Genomic DNA, 14,548 nt, shown 5'->3' with positions numbered 1-14,548 from the left:
ATGGCAAATAGACAGCCCCGACGTGACAACTGTGCCCCGGAAACAGAATCTCCCATAGCTCAGTCATCGCTCATACCCGTACTCATTAACCTGCCAGTCATATTCAGACTCGCGCGGGTATCGGTCACCGGCACTATTAACAATTTCCCAATGCTCAGCGTTGCCGTAAAGCGACACTCGGTATTGACCATAGGCTATGTCCAGGGCGATGTGTAAGTCGCGCCCACCGTCAAACTGGACGCTATTGCCCTTGAAATCTGTTACGGTCCAGTGCACGGTGTGATCTTCGCGCGGCCGATTGCACGTGTCACCACTATCTGGCAGTTCCGCTACGCAGTAGTCAGGGTTATCGGCGTAGGGCTTAAACTCGTGGGCCATCACACTAACCCCACTATCCCGGCACCAACACGGTTAGCCTGCTCGATCCTGCTTTCGGCGTCCGCTATGGCTTCGCCCTTGGCATCTTCCAGCGACCATTCGCGACCGCCGTCCCAAAAGCCGTAATAACCCCAAACGGACCCATACTCAATCTCCCTACCGGTCGGGTCGGTCACTACCCACCCGAAGCAATCGCCCTCGGCCCATGCACGCCATTCGGCTAGACGGTTTTTCACGTACTCGTCAGGATCGGTCGCGTCATCCGGCGACCACGCGACGCCGTAGACACGCTGCCAGCGGTCGCTAGACGGCTCTACGGGACGATAGTCGAGGTCAACCAGCGTGACACCCTTGCGGTCCTTCAGCCGTAGATAGCGGACTAATGCCGCGCCACTACGCAGCTCCCACGGCCACGAGTCCTCGCGATTCGTTCCGCTGGTGAGGAGTACCGACATAACCTCGCCGGCTAGATGCCCTCCGCCGTATTCAATGTCAATCCGGCTATCCGCGCCGTAACGTTCCCAGCCGTGGACCAAGAGGTTAAACCCTTCGTCCTCTGGCTGGTTGGCGTCCTCGTCGTGATACCACGTCACGCGGTATTCGCCGGCCGGTGTGTCGATCGTTTGCGAGTCAAGTTCGTGCATGGTCACAGCCTCTCTACTTCGGTAGCGACACGTTCAAACTCGTCTTGATCGCCAAACAGTGCCACGACGCCCGGTTCCATTGCCGCTATCTGCCGGTACAGCTTCTCGGCCTTGCGCGAGTCTGTGTCGTATCCGAAGTCCAGCGCCCAATCTTCAAAGTCGCGCGCCTGCTGGTACGACCATACGTCGCTAAGTAGGCTATCGACAATCTCGGCGACCTGCTCGGTAGGGCTGGCCGTAATCGCGGTGCCTTGCGCCCATGGGCTGTCGAAATGCTGACCGTTGCCGTTGTGGACACGCACCCGGTAGCTGTAGTGCTGCCATTTCGCCGGCGGAGCGTCAACGTAGTTGAACGGGTCGCGATCCTGTAAGCCGTGATCTTCTAATACCTCGACGTGCCAGCCCTTAGCTTCGACGTACTCTCTGATATTCATCGTTAAAACCTCCCTAGCGCTCAATAAAGTAGTCGAGAAACGTGCTCAGGTAGTCGCCGTAACGGGTAACCCGCTCACCGCCCCAATAGCCCTCAAGGCGCGGGCTAGACAGACCGTCCGCCACTACCTCGACATGCGGACCGCCTGTTGACAGGACCACGGCGAACTCTCGGCCGCGCTCGTCAACGATTTCGAGCGGCCATTCCTGCAATGACTCCGTGTAGTCGAAGTCGTCGGGGTCTACGCCCTCATCGTGCGCCAGCGCGTAAATAGCCTCTCGGCCGGCTGGCGATGATTCGCCTTCCAGTATGTCTACATACTGGCGAATGGTGTTGGCCGTGCCCTCAACGTGCTTTGCGAGTATTTCGCGGTCTCGTTCACTCATTGTCTGTCACCCTTCCGTGGTGTTGGTATCTCTGATGGTAGTAGATAGGTGCGTATGTGTCAAGGCATACGCTGATATGCGACAGCCCAGCCTACGTTGTAATCCTCGTTAGGGTTGAACTCCTCCGTAGGCGGCAGGCCGTCAACGACCACCGCGACGTAATAGCCCGGCCGCGCCAGTATGTCGCGCTCCATTCGTCCGCCGATATATTCGGACGCATGCATGATGAAACTTCGGCTAGTACTCAGATACTGTCCGGTATAGCCCTGCATGTACTCCCAGCCGTCCCACCTGTCCACGAGCACATCGGTTCCGTCGCGGCTGTCACTGCCGATCATCTGCCCGTCACTGTCCAGCTCTACATAGACAACTTCGGGGCCGTAAACGCCCTTCGGGTGGGTAACGGTACCGTCCGCGTGGACTTGGATAACACGGCCGAATTCCATCTGGTCGTTAAGCGTCTGATCGGTCATGGTTGCTCCTCCGAATAGGCCGGCACACTGGCCAGCTCTTGATCACTTGGCAATGCCGCGATGGCAATGACGCACCCAATCATCAGCGACACCAGAAACTTCGTCACAGCGCTGTAACCTCCTGCCTCGTGTAGTCGACAAACTTCCGCGCGCCATTCGGCGCGACAATCGTGTACGTCGTCCCGGTCAGTGACCGGACAGTGCCGACCCACCCGCTCGGCCGCGTGTTACGAACATGAACCGTCCTACCGCGTTCAATCACCGTCCCGACTCCCATCGCACCACCGCGAGCGCGTCCGACACGCTGCCGCTGTCAAGCAATCGCAGCTCACCCCTCACCATGCGGTAAAGGCTCACATTCTCCCGGTTACTGTTCCACCACAGCATGACGTATTCACCGCTGATGTGTTCGTAACCATCATGGGTCTCGATCCAGTTAAGGTCTAGCTCTGTGGCTAGCTCGGACATGGCGGTCATTCGTCCCACCAAAATGTCACGTCGTGGCGTTCGCCGGCCAAGTCTGAGCCGCACACGTCGCACTCGCGTGAGCTAAACGTAGTCCGCTCACACTCGCAGTCATCCCCGCATTCTTCGCCAGCGTGCCAGCACTGAGCGTCAGGGCTATCGTGCAGGTGACCTAGCGTCATCTCTGCCCCGTAGTTGGGATGCGACTCGATTGCTCGTACGTAATTGTGACACTGCGACTCGGTAAGGTCGGGCGGCATTTCACCGTTAGCCGTCAACATGAGGCAGTCAACGCAAATACTGCCGGTAGTGTGCTGCCGTGCCATGGTTCTAACTCCCTATTCCGTGGGGGTAGTGCTCAGATTGATATTTCGGGATGCTGGTGTTGATACTGCGCGAGCTGGTCTATGCCGCTCGCACCCATGCCGAGGCCGAACAATGCCGACGCAATGGCGAAGATGGCTACTGAGTAGCGGGCGAGGTAGGACATGTCAGACCTGCCTAAAGCGCGCACCGCGTGTCCAGCCGGTACCGTTAACGATATCTGGCCGCGAGTAGGTTTGACCCTTCCATGCGTCCGGCAGGAAACCGCCGCGCGACAACCAGTCATCTAGCGCTGCCACCATGTCGGCCAGTGCGATAGCGTCGAACTCCGCATCGCGCTCCGCATAGAAGGCCTTGAGTTGTTCGCGGATCATTTCGAGCGTTGCATTCGGGTCCATGGGCTAAACCGCCTTCCTCTGGTAGTAGTAAACCTCCCGCGCATACTCCCGCGCATTAAGATCCGTCCGTATCTGTGCCCGCGTGTACTTGCGACGTAACCGGGTGGCTTGCTGTGACATGGTGTTACCCCTCCGTGGTTGTGGTTACTTGGTGCCCAAGTCTTTGGATTCGTAGCGGCCCACGATAACGCCATCAGCGTCGAATAGCGGCCCGCTAGCCTCGCCGCCACCGTAGGAATTACGGAGGTCTGCGAAGTGGGGGACAACGCCCGGCAGAACAATGCCCAGCATGTCGTGTACGTCGTGCGACCAGTCGGCCGAGTTGATGTAGTCGCGGGTGTAGGTGCAACCGTCGCGGTCATCTGTAATCGTGATGGTGTGTGAAACGTTCATCGCATAACCCCTAACTGTGCTGCCGCATACTCAGCGGCCGGGCGTGTGAAGTAGTGCTGCCTCAGTGTGTGCCCGTCATAGCGGATCACAAACTCTTGGGGCTTGATCTCGCGGATAGTGGCGGTCATCGCACGACCACCTGTGTACCGAGTCGATGCCTGTACGTGACCGTAGTGCCGATCCGTGCTGGCGACCAGTCGCATTGCACATACGTTGCGTTGTAGCTGATCGCCTTGTCGGTGAGACGGGTGATCTCGGTGATACGCCATGCGGTCTGTGCATTGACCTGTACCACGTCGCCAGCTCGTAGGTCTCGCGCGCTCTTGGTGCTCATGCATAGGACACTACGCCCATGCATGGGTATGTGTCAACTCATACGCAAGAAATTCTTTCAACACATCATGCAATCAGTACCTACCGCACAACGCTCTGCCCATGCACACACAGCGACGAATAGGGATGGGCATGACCGATGACAAGGGCAACGCCTGAACGTGCGCCAGCGGGCAAATGAGAGGCCATTGCGACCATCCGTGCAGGTAGATGGTCACCACCCCTGGCGGGTACCCCTCCGCGCCCAGCGCGCCCGCCTCGATCCGCACAGCGCCCGCTCTCTCTCCACCAGATTTTCCCGGGAAATCGGCTGTCAATTCAGCCCCCAATGACCCGAAAGAGGTCCCCCCTTGACAGCTCAGGTTGACCGTTTAGGTACTACTTCAGTCCGCTCGACATCCACCCCGCCATTCGCTGGCTTGGTCAATCCGTACGACGCATCGGCCGGCCCCCTTTCGCCGGCACTGCCGAACTTGTCGAGCGTCCGCCCGGGCGACACCGTAGTGGTTCGCAAGGTGGACGGCTCCGCCAATGCCGTGTCTATTTCGCCGGCGCCGGGTGACGCCTTCCTGGACGGCAGCGCTGCTCCGGTGACATTGTCGAGCCGCGGACAGCAGGTCATTTTCGAGGTCCGCAAGGTCGCCCGCGCTCTCTACTGGTCGCACGACGGCGCCGTGGAGGTCGGTGAGGGCGAGGAGGCCCGGATATACCACGTGGACAGCTTTGGCGCCGACGCCACGGGGACCGTGCATTCGGACGCCGCGGTAGCGGCGGCGCTGGACGCGATGGGGTCGAGCCCGGGCATTCTGCAATTCGGCATCGGTAAGTACACCCTCTCCCAAACGATTACCCTCGCCGGAAACCAGGCCCTCAAGGGGCAGGGCATCGAGCAGACGACACTTGACTGGGTAGGGACGGGCGACTGCATTCGACTCTACGATCCGGATACGATCTTCCCGCCCTCAAAGACCGGCCTCATCTCGGGCCTGAAGATCATGGGCTTCTCCGCCGGCGCCAACAGCACCGGTATCCATGCCGGCGACCTTTACAACATGCGTATCCGCGATGTGTGGATTTGCGACTTTGCCGCGGCGGGCTGCGTGGGAATCCGACTGGAGAACACCAAGCAGCTCAGCGAGCGCGCCCAATGCGCCGCCACGATCGACAACTGCGACACCGCGGTGGTCTTCGAGCACAGCGTGACTGGAGACCCCAGTTTCTCCTATAGTGACTGGTCGTTCACGATCAAGGCATACGCCAACCAGAACGGCGTTGTCATCCGCAACGGCATCATGACCCATTCGTCTTTGACCATCCGCGGAAACTGCTACAACTGCCACGCCAGTGGCGGCTTCGGCACCCGCAATGAGACCTTGACGGCCTCCGATACCAATACGGGCGTGGCCCTCACCGTTGGCGCCACCGATTCGGACACGGCGCGGATTGAAACCTGCCAATTGTTCATTGGAATCGAGAACGGTGGCATGGCGGAAAGTGCTACTCCGGGGCACGTCACGCTGAACCTCGGCGCAGGCGCCTTCATCTGGGCCAGCGGCATCATCAACTTCTTCCGTGTCACCGGCTTTAGCGACTGGACCGCCGGCACACAGCATGGCTGGTTCAGCTTCGCCGGGTTCAGGAATATCGACGCCACATTCGGGCGGATGGTCTCACCGCAGACCCTCTCCTATGGCGGCGCGATGTCCGGTGGCGCCGGTTTCGTTGATAACGGCACGGTCCACCTGGAGAGCGGCAATGCCTTTATCACTCAGCTCGCCAACGGCAACAACACGCTCACCTTTGAGAACACTGGCCTTACTGGTCACGCGGTCTACGACCTTCTGCTCATTCAGCCCGGCTCTGGAGCGCCCGGGACGGTAACGCTGCCCGAAAATGCCTATGCCGTTCCTGTTCCGCTGTCGTTGACCACCTTGCCGAATGAGGTTGACGTGCTGCGGGTCTACACCTTCGATCATTCCAGCTATTTCGTCGTTCAACTGACGAAGTAGCCCGACAAACCAGGAGGTTCCATTGACGGACGGCCTCGGGGAAGCCGGCCAAGCATTATGGGATGAGGTCAGTAAAGACCGGGAACTTTCGGTCCCGCACAAGACTCTCCTCCTGAATGCCTGCCGGATTGCCGACCGCTTGGACGAAATAGACAAAGAGATCCCGCGTCGCGGCCTCACTGACGTGAACAAGCAGGGAACAGAGATCATCAATCCCCTGATCCCTGAGCAGCGTCAGCAGTTGGCCGCGTTGTCCGCCATCTTGACCCGGATGGGCTTCAAGGAGCTGCCAACTGCCGGCGAGAAGGTCTCAGTGGCCGATCGCCTGGCCGAGCAGCGGGAAAAGAGGGAGAAGCGTGCCGCAGGACAGTGAATGGCCCGACGAATACACAGAGGTCGGCTTCCTTACCATCGAGCCTGACGCGCCATGGGTGCCATGGACGGTCTGATTGGATATCAGACCCCGCGCCTCGAACACTACCCTGCATACTTCACCACTCTCGGCGACGACGCGATCGACCTAGCTGGCATTTGCGGTCTCGAACTCCTCCCGTGGGAGGAAATGATCGTTCGCAAGTCGATGGGGCAGAACGTCGACACCCGCTGGTGCGCCAAATCGGTTCTTCTGATCGCGCCGCGGCAGAACGGCAAGAACGTTTGCGTCTATGCCCGCCAATTGGCCGGCCTATTCCTGCTCGGCGAGCGCATCATGCACTCCGCCCACGAGTTCGACACTGCACGCGACGCTTTTCGCGAGTTGACCACCTTCATTGGCAACTGCGAGGAGCTTGAAGACGAGTGCATTACGCCCCACAAAACGGGCGCCGCAGAGATGTCGATTCGCCACGACCCGACCAAGGGCAACAAGAAGGCCGGATTCATCCACTACGTGGCCCGCGGGAAGAACGCTAAGCGTGGTCGAACGAAGATTGATCTGATGGTCCTCGACGAGGCTTTCGCCCTTGAGGACGTGATGATGGGCTCCCTGTCATCGCTTCAGCAGGCCTCGATCAATCCGCAAACGTGGTACACCACGTCGGCCGGCACCGAGGGCTCCGAAGTCCTGATCCGTATCCGCGAGCGCGGGAAGCTGCTGCACGCCAATCCGGACCCGGAAGCGAGCCTCATGTTCGCCGAATGGTCCTGCGAAGAGGGGTCAGACCCGCACGACTTCGAGAACTGGAAGCGGGCCAACCCGTCACTGGGTGTCCGTGGCATCTGCCCGGTCGACTTCCTGCGGGAAGAGTACGAGCACAAGCTCGGCATCAAGGAGTTCGCCCGCGAGCACCTTGGCATGTGGGACGACCCGGCCATGAGCGCGATCATCGACTTGAATGCGTGGAAGAACTGCACGGTCGACATGGCGCCGGATGACGGACTCAACCGCGCAATCTGCGTGGACGTGTCACCGGACCGCCAGCGGGGCTCGATTGCGATTGCCGAATGGTGGCCCGATGGCCGCCGGCACGTCGAGGTTGTCGCCGCGGACTCGGGGACCAACTGGATTATCCCGACCGCCCAGAAACTGATCACCTCCTCCAACCCGCCCAAGGTCGCCGTCGTGCAACTTGGCGGACAGGCCGGCGTCTTTGGACCCGAGCTGGAGCAGATCGGTTACAAGGTCAAGTACTTCGGCACCACCGACGTTGCGCACGCGACGATGCAGTTCGAGGACGACATCTACGGGGCGCAGGTCACCCACATCGACGATCCGGCACTTCTGGCCGGCCTCGCGGGTGCCTCCAAATACAACATCGGCAATCCCGACTTTGTCGGGGGCTGGGGCTGGCTACGCAAGTCCACCTCCATCGACATCACCGGGATTGTGGCGTGTTCCTATGCGAACCGCGCTCTGACTCTTGAAGGAGTTGAAGAAACCCTGAACACCAAAAAGCCGGGGCGCCTACTGATCGGTGGGGTCTCCTGATGGCCAGCATTGAGATCCCGGCCGACATCAACGCCTCCAACGTCAGGCAGTACCTGAACGATGTCGTGTGGGAGCACTTCGAGAAGCAGCGACAGCGGCTGGAATACATCCACGCCTGGTCGCGCAACATCAACAAGCCCGAGTTCCTTGTCCCCGCTCACGCGAGCAAGGAGAAGCGGGCGCTGATGAACCTCGCCAAGACCCCCTGGCTCGCCCTGGTGGTCGAGGCCTTCACCCAGACGCTATTGGTCGACGGTTACCGCACCCAGGGCTCGACAGGAAACGTCGCCGGCCCGTGGGAGACCTGGAACGCCAACCGGATGCACGCACGCCAAATGTCCATCCACCGCGCCGCACTGCGGTACGGCTTCGCCTTCGGCCGCGCACTGCCCGGCGAAGAGGAGGGCGCCAAGGCGGTTCTTCGAGGCCTGTCTCCGATGCGCTGCTTCGGCCTCTACGAGGACCAGGTCGCCGACGACTACCCGGTGTACGCGCTGGAGATCTTGCCCAACGGATCGACGGTCCGCTTCTATAACGACCACGAGTACTACGACATCCCCATGTCGAAGCTCGGCATGTTCCCCGAGAACGCGCCCATTACGACGACCGAGCACAACATCGGCGTGACGCCGATCGTGCGCTACGTCAACACGATCGACCTCGACGGGATTATCAAGGGCGAGGTCGAAGACCTCATCTCCGTCGCCTCCTGCCTGGACAAGACCAAATTTGACCGCCTGCTGATTCAGCACTTCAACAGTTGGCGCGTGCGCTGGGCCACCGGCCTGGACAACACCGACTCCGACGTGAGCCAGGATAAATTCCTCCAGCAGCTCTCCCAGTCCGAAACCCTGGTCAGCACGAGCGTCGAAAGCCGCTTCGGAACCCTGGACGCGACCCCCATGGGCGACATCATCCAGGCCTACGAGCGCGACCTCAGCGACCTTGAGGACTCCGCCCAGCTCCCCCCGAACTGGAGCGGCGGCGCCTCCAACGTCGGTCCGGACGCCCTGGAGCAGATGCGAGCCAACACCCGCAACAAGATCGCAGCCCGCCAGGTCACATTCGGCGACGGCCACAACACGCTCCTGCGCCTCGGCGCCAGGATCGAGGGTGATGAGGCCGCGGCCAACGACTACCACGCCTCCGTGACGTGGATCGACGCCGACGTGCGCTCCCTCGGCCAGCTCGTCGATGCCTGGGGTAAGGCCCACGCCCTGCTGGGTGCTCCCGCCCGCGCGCTGTGGCGCAAGATCACCACGCAGGAGGAAGCCGCCGAGTGGGATGAGTACTTCGAGTCCGACGATCCAACGGACAAGGAACTCAAGTACTGGGGCGTTAACCAGCCTGTCCCCGCCGGCGAGGGTGCCAACGCGCCCCAGCCGAACCGGCAGCCCGGTAACCGGGCGGTACAGACGGCATGACCCAGCCCCAGCAGAGCCAGCCGCAACCATTGCAGGACTTGGCGCTCTGGCTGGCCTTCCAACACCAAATGGACCAAGAGGCACTGGCCGCCCAAACCGCGGCCGGCCTCGGCATCCTGTTTCCGATCCTGAAGTTCGCTGACCTCAACGGCAGCACGCCACCGTGGTTGCACGCAGCGATGCTGGAACTCGAAAAGCAGTTCACCAAGTCAGTCACTCTCGGAACTCGGTTCGTCCAGCACTCGCTGTGGGCAATTGACCCCACCGCGGGTCAAATCCCCACGCCATACATCCCGTTCCCGGCAGATTCAGTCCGGGCGTCGATGACCGTAACGGGGCCGGCCGCGATCAAACACGCGACCCGGGTACTGGCGCTCAACAACGAAGAGATGACCGCCGGCATCGAGCGGCAGACGATGGCCAACGCCAAGACGACATCCACCGGCGCCGGCGTGAAAGAGGCTACTGAGGGCGGTCGCGAGGCCGTTCGGCAGTCCACACAGCTCGCCGAGGTGGTTCCGGAATCGGAACTGTCCAGCCGGCGTGAACGCAGGGTGATCGGATACGCGCGGTTCACGGACTCCAATCCGTGCTATTTCTGCGCAATGCTCGCCTCACGGGGCGCCGTCTACAAGCAGGACTCGTTCATCGAGGTCAGTAAGCACTTTGGCAACAACATCGCCGCGGTGCACGACCACTGCAAGTGCTCGCTACGTCCAGTCTTCCGCACGGAGGACTCGATGGACGAGCGAGCCAAATACTTCAAGGCTCAGTGGGACAAACTCACTGCCAATTCGAGCGGGAAGGACGCCGTCAAGGCTTTCCGCCGTGGCTACGTCCCGCCCCCGCCCTACGAAGACGCCCCAGTCGTCGACTTGGGCAACGTGCGCGCCAACCGAGAGCGCCTTATCAATCTCGGGTTCGGGGAGGACTCCCCACAAGTTCAGTTCTATGACGACACGATCGCGAAGCTAAATGCTAGCTAGGAGGACGCCTTGACCGCAGGGAAGAACGTAACGCCCGCGGATCGCAAGGCGACCGACAGGCTTCGTTGGTACTGGAGTCATGGCGAGGGCGCAGCCCAGATCGGCTGGGGAACCCCCGGCGACTTTGCCCGCTGCGTCACCCATCTCGAAGGCAAGGTGAAAGACCCGGAAGGGTACTGCGCCGAACGCCACCACGACGCCCTGGGTATCTGGCCCGCCACCCATGCAAAGCAGGTGCGGGACGCCGAGGGCAAGAACCACAAGTAACTGGCACAAGCCAGGAAGCGTTAACTGCCACGCATAACGGCAGGTCAAAGGAAATACACCTTGTCAGAAGAAACTGGCACTACTGAGTCTGCGCCGGCGGCCGAAACCGCCACAGAGGAATCGGGCAACCACGTGGAGTCCGATGCAAGTGAGTCGTTCAAACCGATCACATCGCAGGCTGAGTTCGACGCCGCTATCAAAGGGCGGATTTCACGCGCCGAGAAGGCCGCGGAAAAGAAGGCCACGGCACGCATCGCCGAACTGGAGGGCATTGTCCACCAGTTTGAGAGCGAGAAGCTGTCCGAGGACGAAAAGCGCGACAGAAAGTTGCAAGAACTGACCGCCGCATTAGCGGAGCGGGAGAACATGATCAAGGGATTCGAGCGCGAGAAGCTCGTCGCCTCTCTGGCGGACGAGAAGGAACTCCCTCGCAAGTTCTGGGATCGTGTCCGCGGTGAATCAGAGGAAGAGATCCTCGCCGATATCGACGTTCTCTTGGAAGCGCTTCCGAAGAACGAGAAGAAGCCACCCCGGGATGGGACGATCAAGGTCACCCCGAGTGGCGATGATGGCGGTACGGAAATGTCCGCCGCAGATGTAATTCGGTCGTTTGATCCCTCTTTCACCAGTTAAATCCATCACGCACAACTAAATAGGACAAACACAACTAAACATGGCACACGTGTTTCAGAAGCCGTCGCTTCTGGCCGAAATCGGCCTGACGCAGCTTCGGCGCAAGATCGTCCTGCCGCAGTTGATCTGGACCAACCCGATCGCTAACTTCGGTGGGTCGTCAAACGACACCATCAACGTTCGCATCCCGGCCATTCTGGCGTCGCGCGAGCGTACCTTCCGTGGTACCGGCGCCGCCCGAAACGTCACCGCGGACGACCTGATCGAGTACGTCCTGCCGGTGACGCTGGACAACGTCGTTTACTCCGCGGTCAACCTGACCGACGAGCAGTTGACGTTGGACATCGCGTCCTTCACCCAGCAGGTGCTCGTTCCGCAGGCTGACGCCGTTGCTTACGGTCTGGAGGACTACACCGTCCAGAACCTGTTCAACGCGGCCCCCTACGAGGAAACCTTCTACACCGACGCGGATGACACCTTCCCGTCGATCGTGGACGCCCGGCAGTACCTGAACGACGAGAACATTCCGGACGCCAACCGCACCCTGGTTGTCGGCTCGACGTTCGAGAGCGTTCTGCTGAAGGACAAGCAGCTCCGTCACTTCGAGTACAGCGGTGACGCCAGCAACGAGGCCCTGCGTCGCGCGACCGTCATGGACATCGCCGGCTTGCAGGTCATCCGCTCCAACGCGCTGGCCACCGACGAGGCGGTTCTGTTCCACAAGACCGCGTTCGTTCTGTCCAACGTTGCCCCCGTCAAGCCCGCTTCGGTGGTCGCTGGCGCGAGCATGTCGAGCCTGGGCTTCGCCCTGCGCTGGATCTCGGACTACGACTACGTCAACCTGACCGACCGGTCCCTGATCGACACCTACGTGGGTCACAAGATCGTCACCGAACCGGCCATGGGTGACCGCTTCATCCGTGCGACCAAGCTGAAGCTGGGCGTCACGGGCATCACCGCCCTGCCGTCCGCCGCTACGGTGACCGCTTCTGCCGGTGTCAACCACACCAAGCAGATCACGGTCAAGGACAGTAACGGTGTGAACCGCACCTCGTCTTGCACCTACTCCAGCTCGGACGCCACCAAGGCGACCGTTGGTGCGAGCACCGGCCTGGTCACGGGCGTCGCCTCTGGTTCGACGACCATCACGGCGACCTACGTGGACCCGCAGACGGGTGCCAACCTCACCGACACGGTAGCGATCACGGTCAGCTAGTCATGACAACCCTGGCGACCATTACGGATCTCCAGGCGTTCATGAAACGGACCTTCGCTGGTGATGACCTTACCCAGGCGCAATCCGCTCTGGTGAATGTCTCTGCGTTGGCAAGGGCGGTGGCCGGCCGGGTATGGCCGGCCGCCCCCGCCGACGTTCCCCAGGATGTCCAAGCCGTGGTCATGTTGGCCACCAAGCGGCTTCTGGAACGTCTGGATCAGGAAGAAAACGTCCAAAGCGAGAACATGGGTCCCTTCGGGGTCACCTATGTCGACAATCCGGATGACCTGTTCACCAAGGGTGAGCAGCAGATCCTGCGGCGGTTCAGGACCAAGAGCGGCCTGTTCACCATCGGCTCGACGCGGGGGGAGCAATCCTTCTACGACGACTGGTGGTACACGGACAATCCGTACCTGCCCGAGTGGGTGGACCAGTTCCACCCGATTCCGCCGCTGCCCGAACGCGGACAGTTCTACTACGGGTGGTGACGAGTTGAGGGCTAAGAAGACCGAAACTCTCACCGTCCAGCGTGGCAAGACCGACACCATGTCCAACCGGGTGAACACCACTCACACAGTTGAGGGGTTCTTCGGTTGGGGATATGGCGCACGGGGCACTGGTCGATACCGGTTCGATTTGGACCACAAGGAATCGGCCACAGTCACTGCGCAGCTCTGGGTTAAACGGGGCAGCGACGTGAAGCCGCGTGACCGCATTCTGCGGTCCAACGGTCAGGAATACGCCGTCGTGGGCCACTCCATGTGGGACCAGGACAGTCCGATTACCGGACGCGACTTCGGCTACACGCTTTTCCAGGTGGTTTCCACGAATGGTTAACATCGATGCGCCGCGGCCCAATCCGGCGCTCGATGCCATTCTCACCGGAAAGACCGGAAACCTCCGGAACCTTCTGAACGCTCATGCCGCAAGGGGTGCAAACCTCTACAAGGCCAAGGTGCGAAAGAAGACCGGACGGCTCGCCGCGTCGGCACAGTCCTTCGTCGAACTCCGCAGAGTGATCAAGGGCCAGCCACGCCTTGTCGGCGTGATCCTGGTGGGTGGGCTCCTGCCTGTCAGCACCTGGAATAGCCCCCGTAACCCGAACCCCGGCAAGGAGTTCTACTACGGGGTCTTCCACGAGTTTGGCACGCACAGTGTCACGCCGGCCCAGGAGCTGTCACCGGCACAATCGCGGCGCCTGGACAGCCTCATCCGGCTTTCACAGGACCGGGCGGCATCCCCATCGGAGAGGGCGCTAGCGCGCAAACACGCCAACGCATTGCTCTCGCGACAACGGGGCAGCCGCACGCGCGTACACCCCGGGGCAAGGGATCTGCAAACCGTAGTTAGGGAGATGTCTGCATGATCATTCCCGACTGGTTCAAGGACAACTTCGTCGATATCGAACAACTCATGATCGATCTCTTCGGCAAAGTCTTTCCGGGAACCAAGATGGGCATTTGGGAAGACGACGACTGGCTAGACCAGTCAGACCCGGAACCGCTGTTGACGTTCATCCGCCTACCCGGCGGCCACGTCGACTACGAGAAGAACTATGACGAGTGCCTTATCCAGGCCACCGTCATCACGACGGACCGCACATTGTCCAACAAGGCGATGTCGGTGATTCGTGCGGTACTTCTTCCCATTGAGGGCCTCAAGTTCAAGATGAACGACGGATACACCGCCCAGATACATTGCGCGGAAGAGGTATCCGGACCCGAATTGCTCACCCATGAGCAGCAGATAGATACGCGGGTCGTGCCAGCCACATTCCGAATCCGTGTCGGTCTTCGCAACAGGACGCGATACGACCAAATCATCAGCGGTCTATAAGGTCCGCGCTACCACAATTCAAT

Annotated in this window: 22 protein-coding genes; 12 read left to right on the top strand and 10 right to left on the bottom strand. The window is 60.7% G+C overall.

Annotated elements, in window-relative coordinates; genetic code table 11:
- Positions 1 to 63 precede the first annotated feature (63 nt).
- The 10 genes from A5747_RS24835 to A5747_RS12815 all read right to left on the bottom strand — a co-directional run bounded on the left by A5747_RS24835 (position 64) and on the right by A5747_RS12815 (position 4,228).
- Positions 64 to 378 (bottom strand): hypothetical protein, encoded by a 315-nt coding sequence (locus tag A5747_RS24835; RefSeq protein WP_142245558.1) that lies wholly within the window; start codon positions 376 to 378, stop codon positions 64 to 66.
- Complete coding sequence (locus tag A5747_RS12855) at positions 378 to 1,028, bottom strand: hypothetical protein (protein ID WP_142245557.1); 651 nt, start codon at positions 1,026 to 1,028, stop codon at positions 378 to 380. The genes A5747_RS24835 and A5747_RS12855 overlap by 1 nt, the downstream gene beginning before the upstream one ends.
- Complete coding sequence (locus tag A5747_RS12850) at positions 1,025 to 1,456, bottom strand: hypothetical protein (protein ID WP_076124739.1); 432 nt, start codon at positions 1,454 to 1,456, stop codon at positions 1,025 to 1,027. The genes A5747_RS12855 and A5747_RS12850 overlap by 4 nt, the downstream gene beginning before the upstream one ends.
- Positions 1,457 to 1,469: 13 nt before the next feature.
- Positions 1,470 to 1,841, bottom strand: coding sequence for a hypothetical protein (locus A5747_RS12845; protein WP_076124737.1), 372 nt, complete (start codon positions 1,839 to 1,841; stop codon positions 1,470 to 1,472).
- A 59-nt stretch (positions 1,842 to 1,900) separates the two neighbouring features.
- Positions 1,901 to 2,314: a hypothetical protein gene (locus A5747_RS12840; protein WP_076124735.1), complete on the bottom strand. Its 414-nt coding sequence runs from the start codon at positions 2,312 to 2,314 to the stop codon at positions 1,901 to 1,903.
- A gap of 258 nt (positions 2,315 to 2,572) precedes the next feature.
- The gene (locus A5747_RS12835; RefSeq protein ID WP_076124733.1) at positions 2,573 to 2,791 is read right to left on the bottom strand and encodes a hypothetical protein; all 219 of its coding nucleotides are present in this window, start codon (positions 2,789 to 2,791) and stop codon (positions 2,573 to 2,575) included.
- Between the two features lie 346 nt (positions 2,792 to 3,137).
- On the bottom strand, positions 3,138 to 3,269 hold the full coding sequence (locus A5747_RS25650; protein WP_255376715.1) for a hypothetical protein: 132 nt from the start codon (positions 3,267 to 3,269) through the stop codon (positions 3,138 to 3,140).
- Position 3,270: 1 nt separating this feature from the next.
- Complete coding sequence (locus tag A5747_RS12825) at positions 3,271 to 3,501, bottom strand: hypothetical protein (protein WP_076124728.1); 231 nt, start codon at positions 3,499 to 3,501, stop codon at positions 3,271 to 3,273.
- A gap of 144 nt (positions 3,502 to 3,645) precedes the next feature.
- Positions 3,646 to 3,894 carry a hypothetical protein gene (locus A5747_RS12820; protein ID WP_076124726.1) on the bottom strand — a complete coding sequence of 83 codons (249 nt, stop codon included), beginning with the start codon at positions 3,892 to 3,894 and terminating at the stop codon, positions 3,646 to 3,648.
- A gap of 124 nt (positions 3,895 to 4,018) precedes the next feature.
- Entirely contained in the window at positions 4,019 to 4,228 is a 210-nt protein-coding gene (locus A5747_RS12815; RefSeq protein ID WP_076124724.1) for a hypothetical protein, read from the bottom strand.
- Between the two features lie 418 nt (positions 4,229 to 4,646).
- Here A5747_RS12815 and A5747_RS12810 point away from each other — a divergent pair, with 418 nt between their 5' ends.
- From A5747_RS12810 to A5747_RS12755, 12 genes are read left to right on the top strand one after another with little or no spacing between them, the layout of a single operon-like run.
- The gene (locus A5747_RS12810; protein ID WP_076124722.1) at positions 4,647 to 6,236 is read left to right on the top strand and encodes a hypothetical protein; all 1,590 of its coding nucleotides are present in this window, start codon (positions 4,647 to 4,649) and stop codon (positions 6,234 to 6,236) included.
- Positions 6,237 to 6,258: 22 nt separating this feature from the next.
- Positions 6,259 to 6,609 (top strand): hypothetical protein, encoded by a 351-nt coding sequence (locus A5747_RS12805; RefSeq protein WP_076124720.1) that lies wholly within the window; start codon positions 6,259 to 6,261, stop codon positions 6,607 to 6,609.
- A gap of 54 nt (positions 6,610 to 6,663) precedes the next feature.
- The gene (locus A5747_RS12800) at positions 6,664 to 8,163 is read left to right on the top strand and encodes a terminase large subunit (RefSeq protein WP_076124718.1); all 1,500 of its coding nucleotides are present in this window, start codon (positions 6,664 to 6,666) and stop codon (positions 8,161 to 8,163) included.
- Positions 8,163 to 9,587 carry a phage portal protein gene (locus A5747_RS12795; RefSeq protein ID WP_076124717.1) on the top strand — a complete coding sequence of 475 codons (1,425 nt, stop codon included), beginning with the start codon at positions 8,163 to 8,165 and terminating at the stop codon, positions 9,585 to 9,587. Before A5747_RS12800 ends, A5747_RS12795 begins: the two co-directional genes overlap by 1 nt.
- Positions 9,584 to 10,573, top strand: a complete 990-nt coding sequence (locus A5747_RS12790) for a hypothetical protein (protein WP_076124715.1) — start codon at positions 9,584 to 9,586, stop codon at positions 10,571 to 10,573. Before A5747_RS12795 ends, A5747_RS12790 begins: the two co-directional genes overlap by 4 nt.
- A 9-nt stretch (positions 10,574 to 10,582) precedes the next feature.
- A complete protein-coding gene (locus A5747_RS12785) occupies positions 10,583 to 10,840 on the top strand; it encodes a hypothetical protein (protein ID WP_076124713.1) in 258 nt (85 codons plus the stop codon).
- A 60-nt stretch (positions 10,841 to 10,900) separates the two neighbouring features.
- On the top strand, positions 10,901 to 11,473 hold the full coding sequence (locus tag A5747_RS12780; RefSeq protein ID WP_158070266.1) for a DUF4355 domain-containing protein: 573 nt from the start codon (positions 10,901 to 10,903) through the stop codon (positions 11,471 to 11,473).
- A 40-nt stretch (positions 11,474 to 11,513) separates the two neighbouring features.
- Complete coding sequence (locus A5747_RS12775) at positions 11,514 to 12,689, top strand: P22 phage major capsid protein family protein (protein ID WP_076124709.1); 1,176 nt, start codon at positions 11,514 to 11,516, stop codon at positions 12,687 to 12,689.
- A 2-nt stretch (positions 12,690 to 12,691) separates the two neighbouring features.
- Entirely contained in the window at positions 12,692 to 13,177 is a 486-nt protein-coding gene (locus A5747_RS12770; RefSeq protein WP_076124707.1) for a hypothetical protein, read from the top strand.
- Positions 13,178 to 13,181: 4 nt separating this feature from the next.
- Complete coding sequence (locus A5747_RS12765; protein ID WP_198938181.1) at positions 13,182 to 13,526, top strand: hypothetical protein; 345 nt, start codon at positions 13,182 to 13,184, stop codon at positions 13,524 to 13,526.
- Positions 13,519 to 14,055, top strand: coding sequence for a hypothetical protein (locus A5747_RS12760; RefSeq protein ID WP_076124701.1), 537 nt, complete (start codon positions 13,519 to 13,521; stop codon positions 14,053 to 14,055). The genes A5747_RS12765 and A5747_RS12760 overlap by 8 nt, the downstream gene beginning before the upstream one ends.
- Positions 14,052 to 14,525, top strand: a complete 474-nt coding sequence (locus A5747_RS12755) for a hypothetical protein (protein WP_076124699.1) — start codon at positions 14,052 to 14,054, stop codon at positions 14,523 to 14,525. Before A5747_RS12760 ends, A5747_RS12755 begins: the two co-directional genes overlap by 4 nt.
- Positions 14,526 to 14,548 lie beyond the last annotated feature (23 nt).

It is taken from the genome of Mycobacterium sp. IS-836 (assembly GCF_001954275.1).
Lineage (GTDB): Bacteria > Actinomycetota > Actinomycetes > Mycobacteriales > Mycobacteriaceae > Mycobacterium.
The sequence above is the reverse complement of the archived record's forward strand: the minus strand, read 5'-3'. Positions and strand labels throughout refer to the sequence as shown.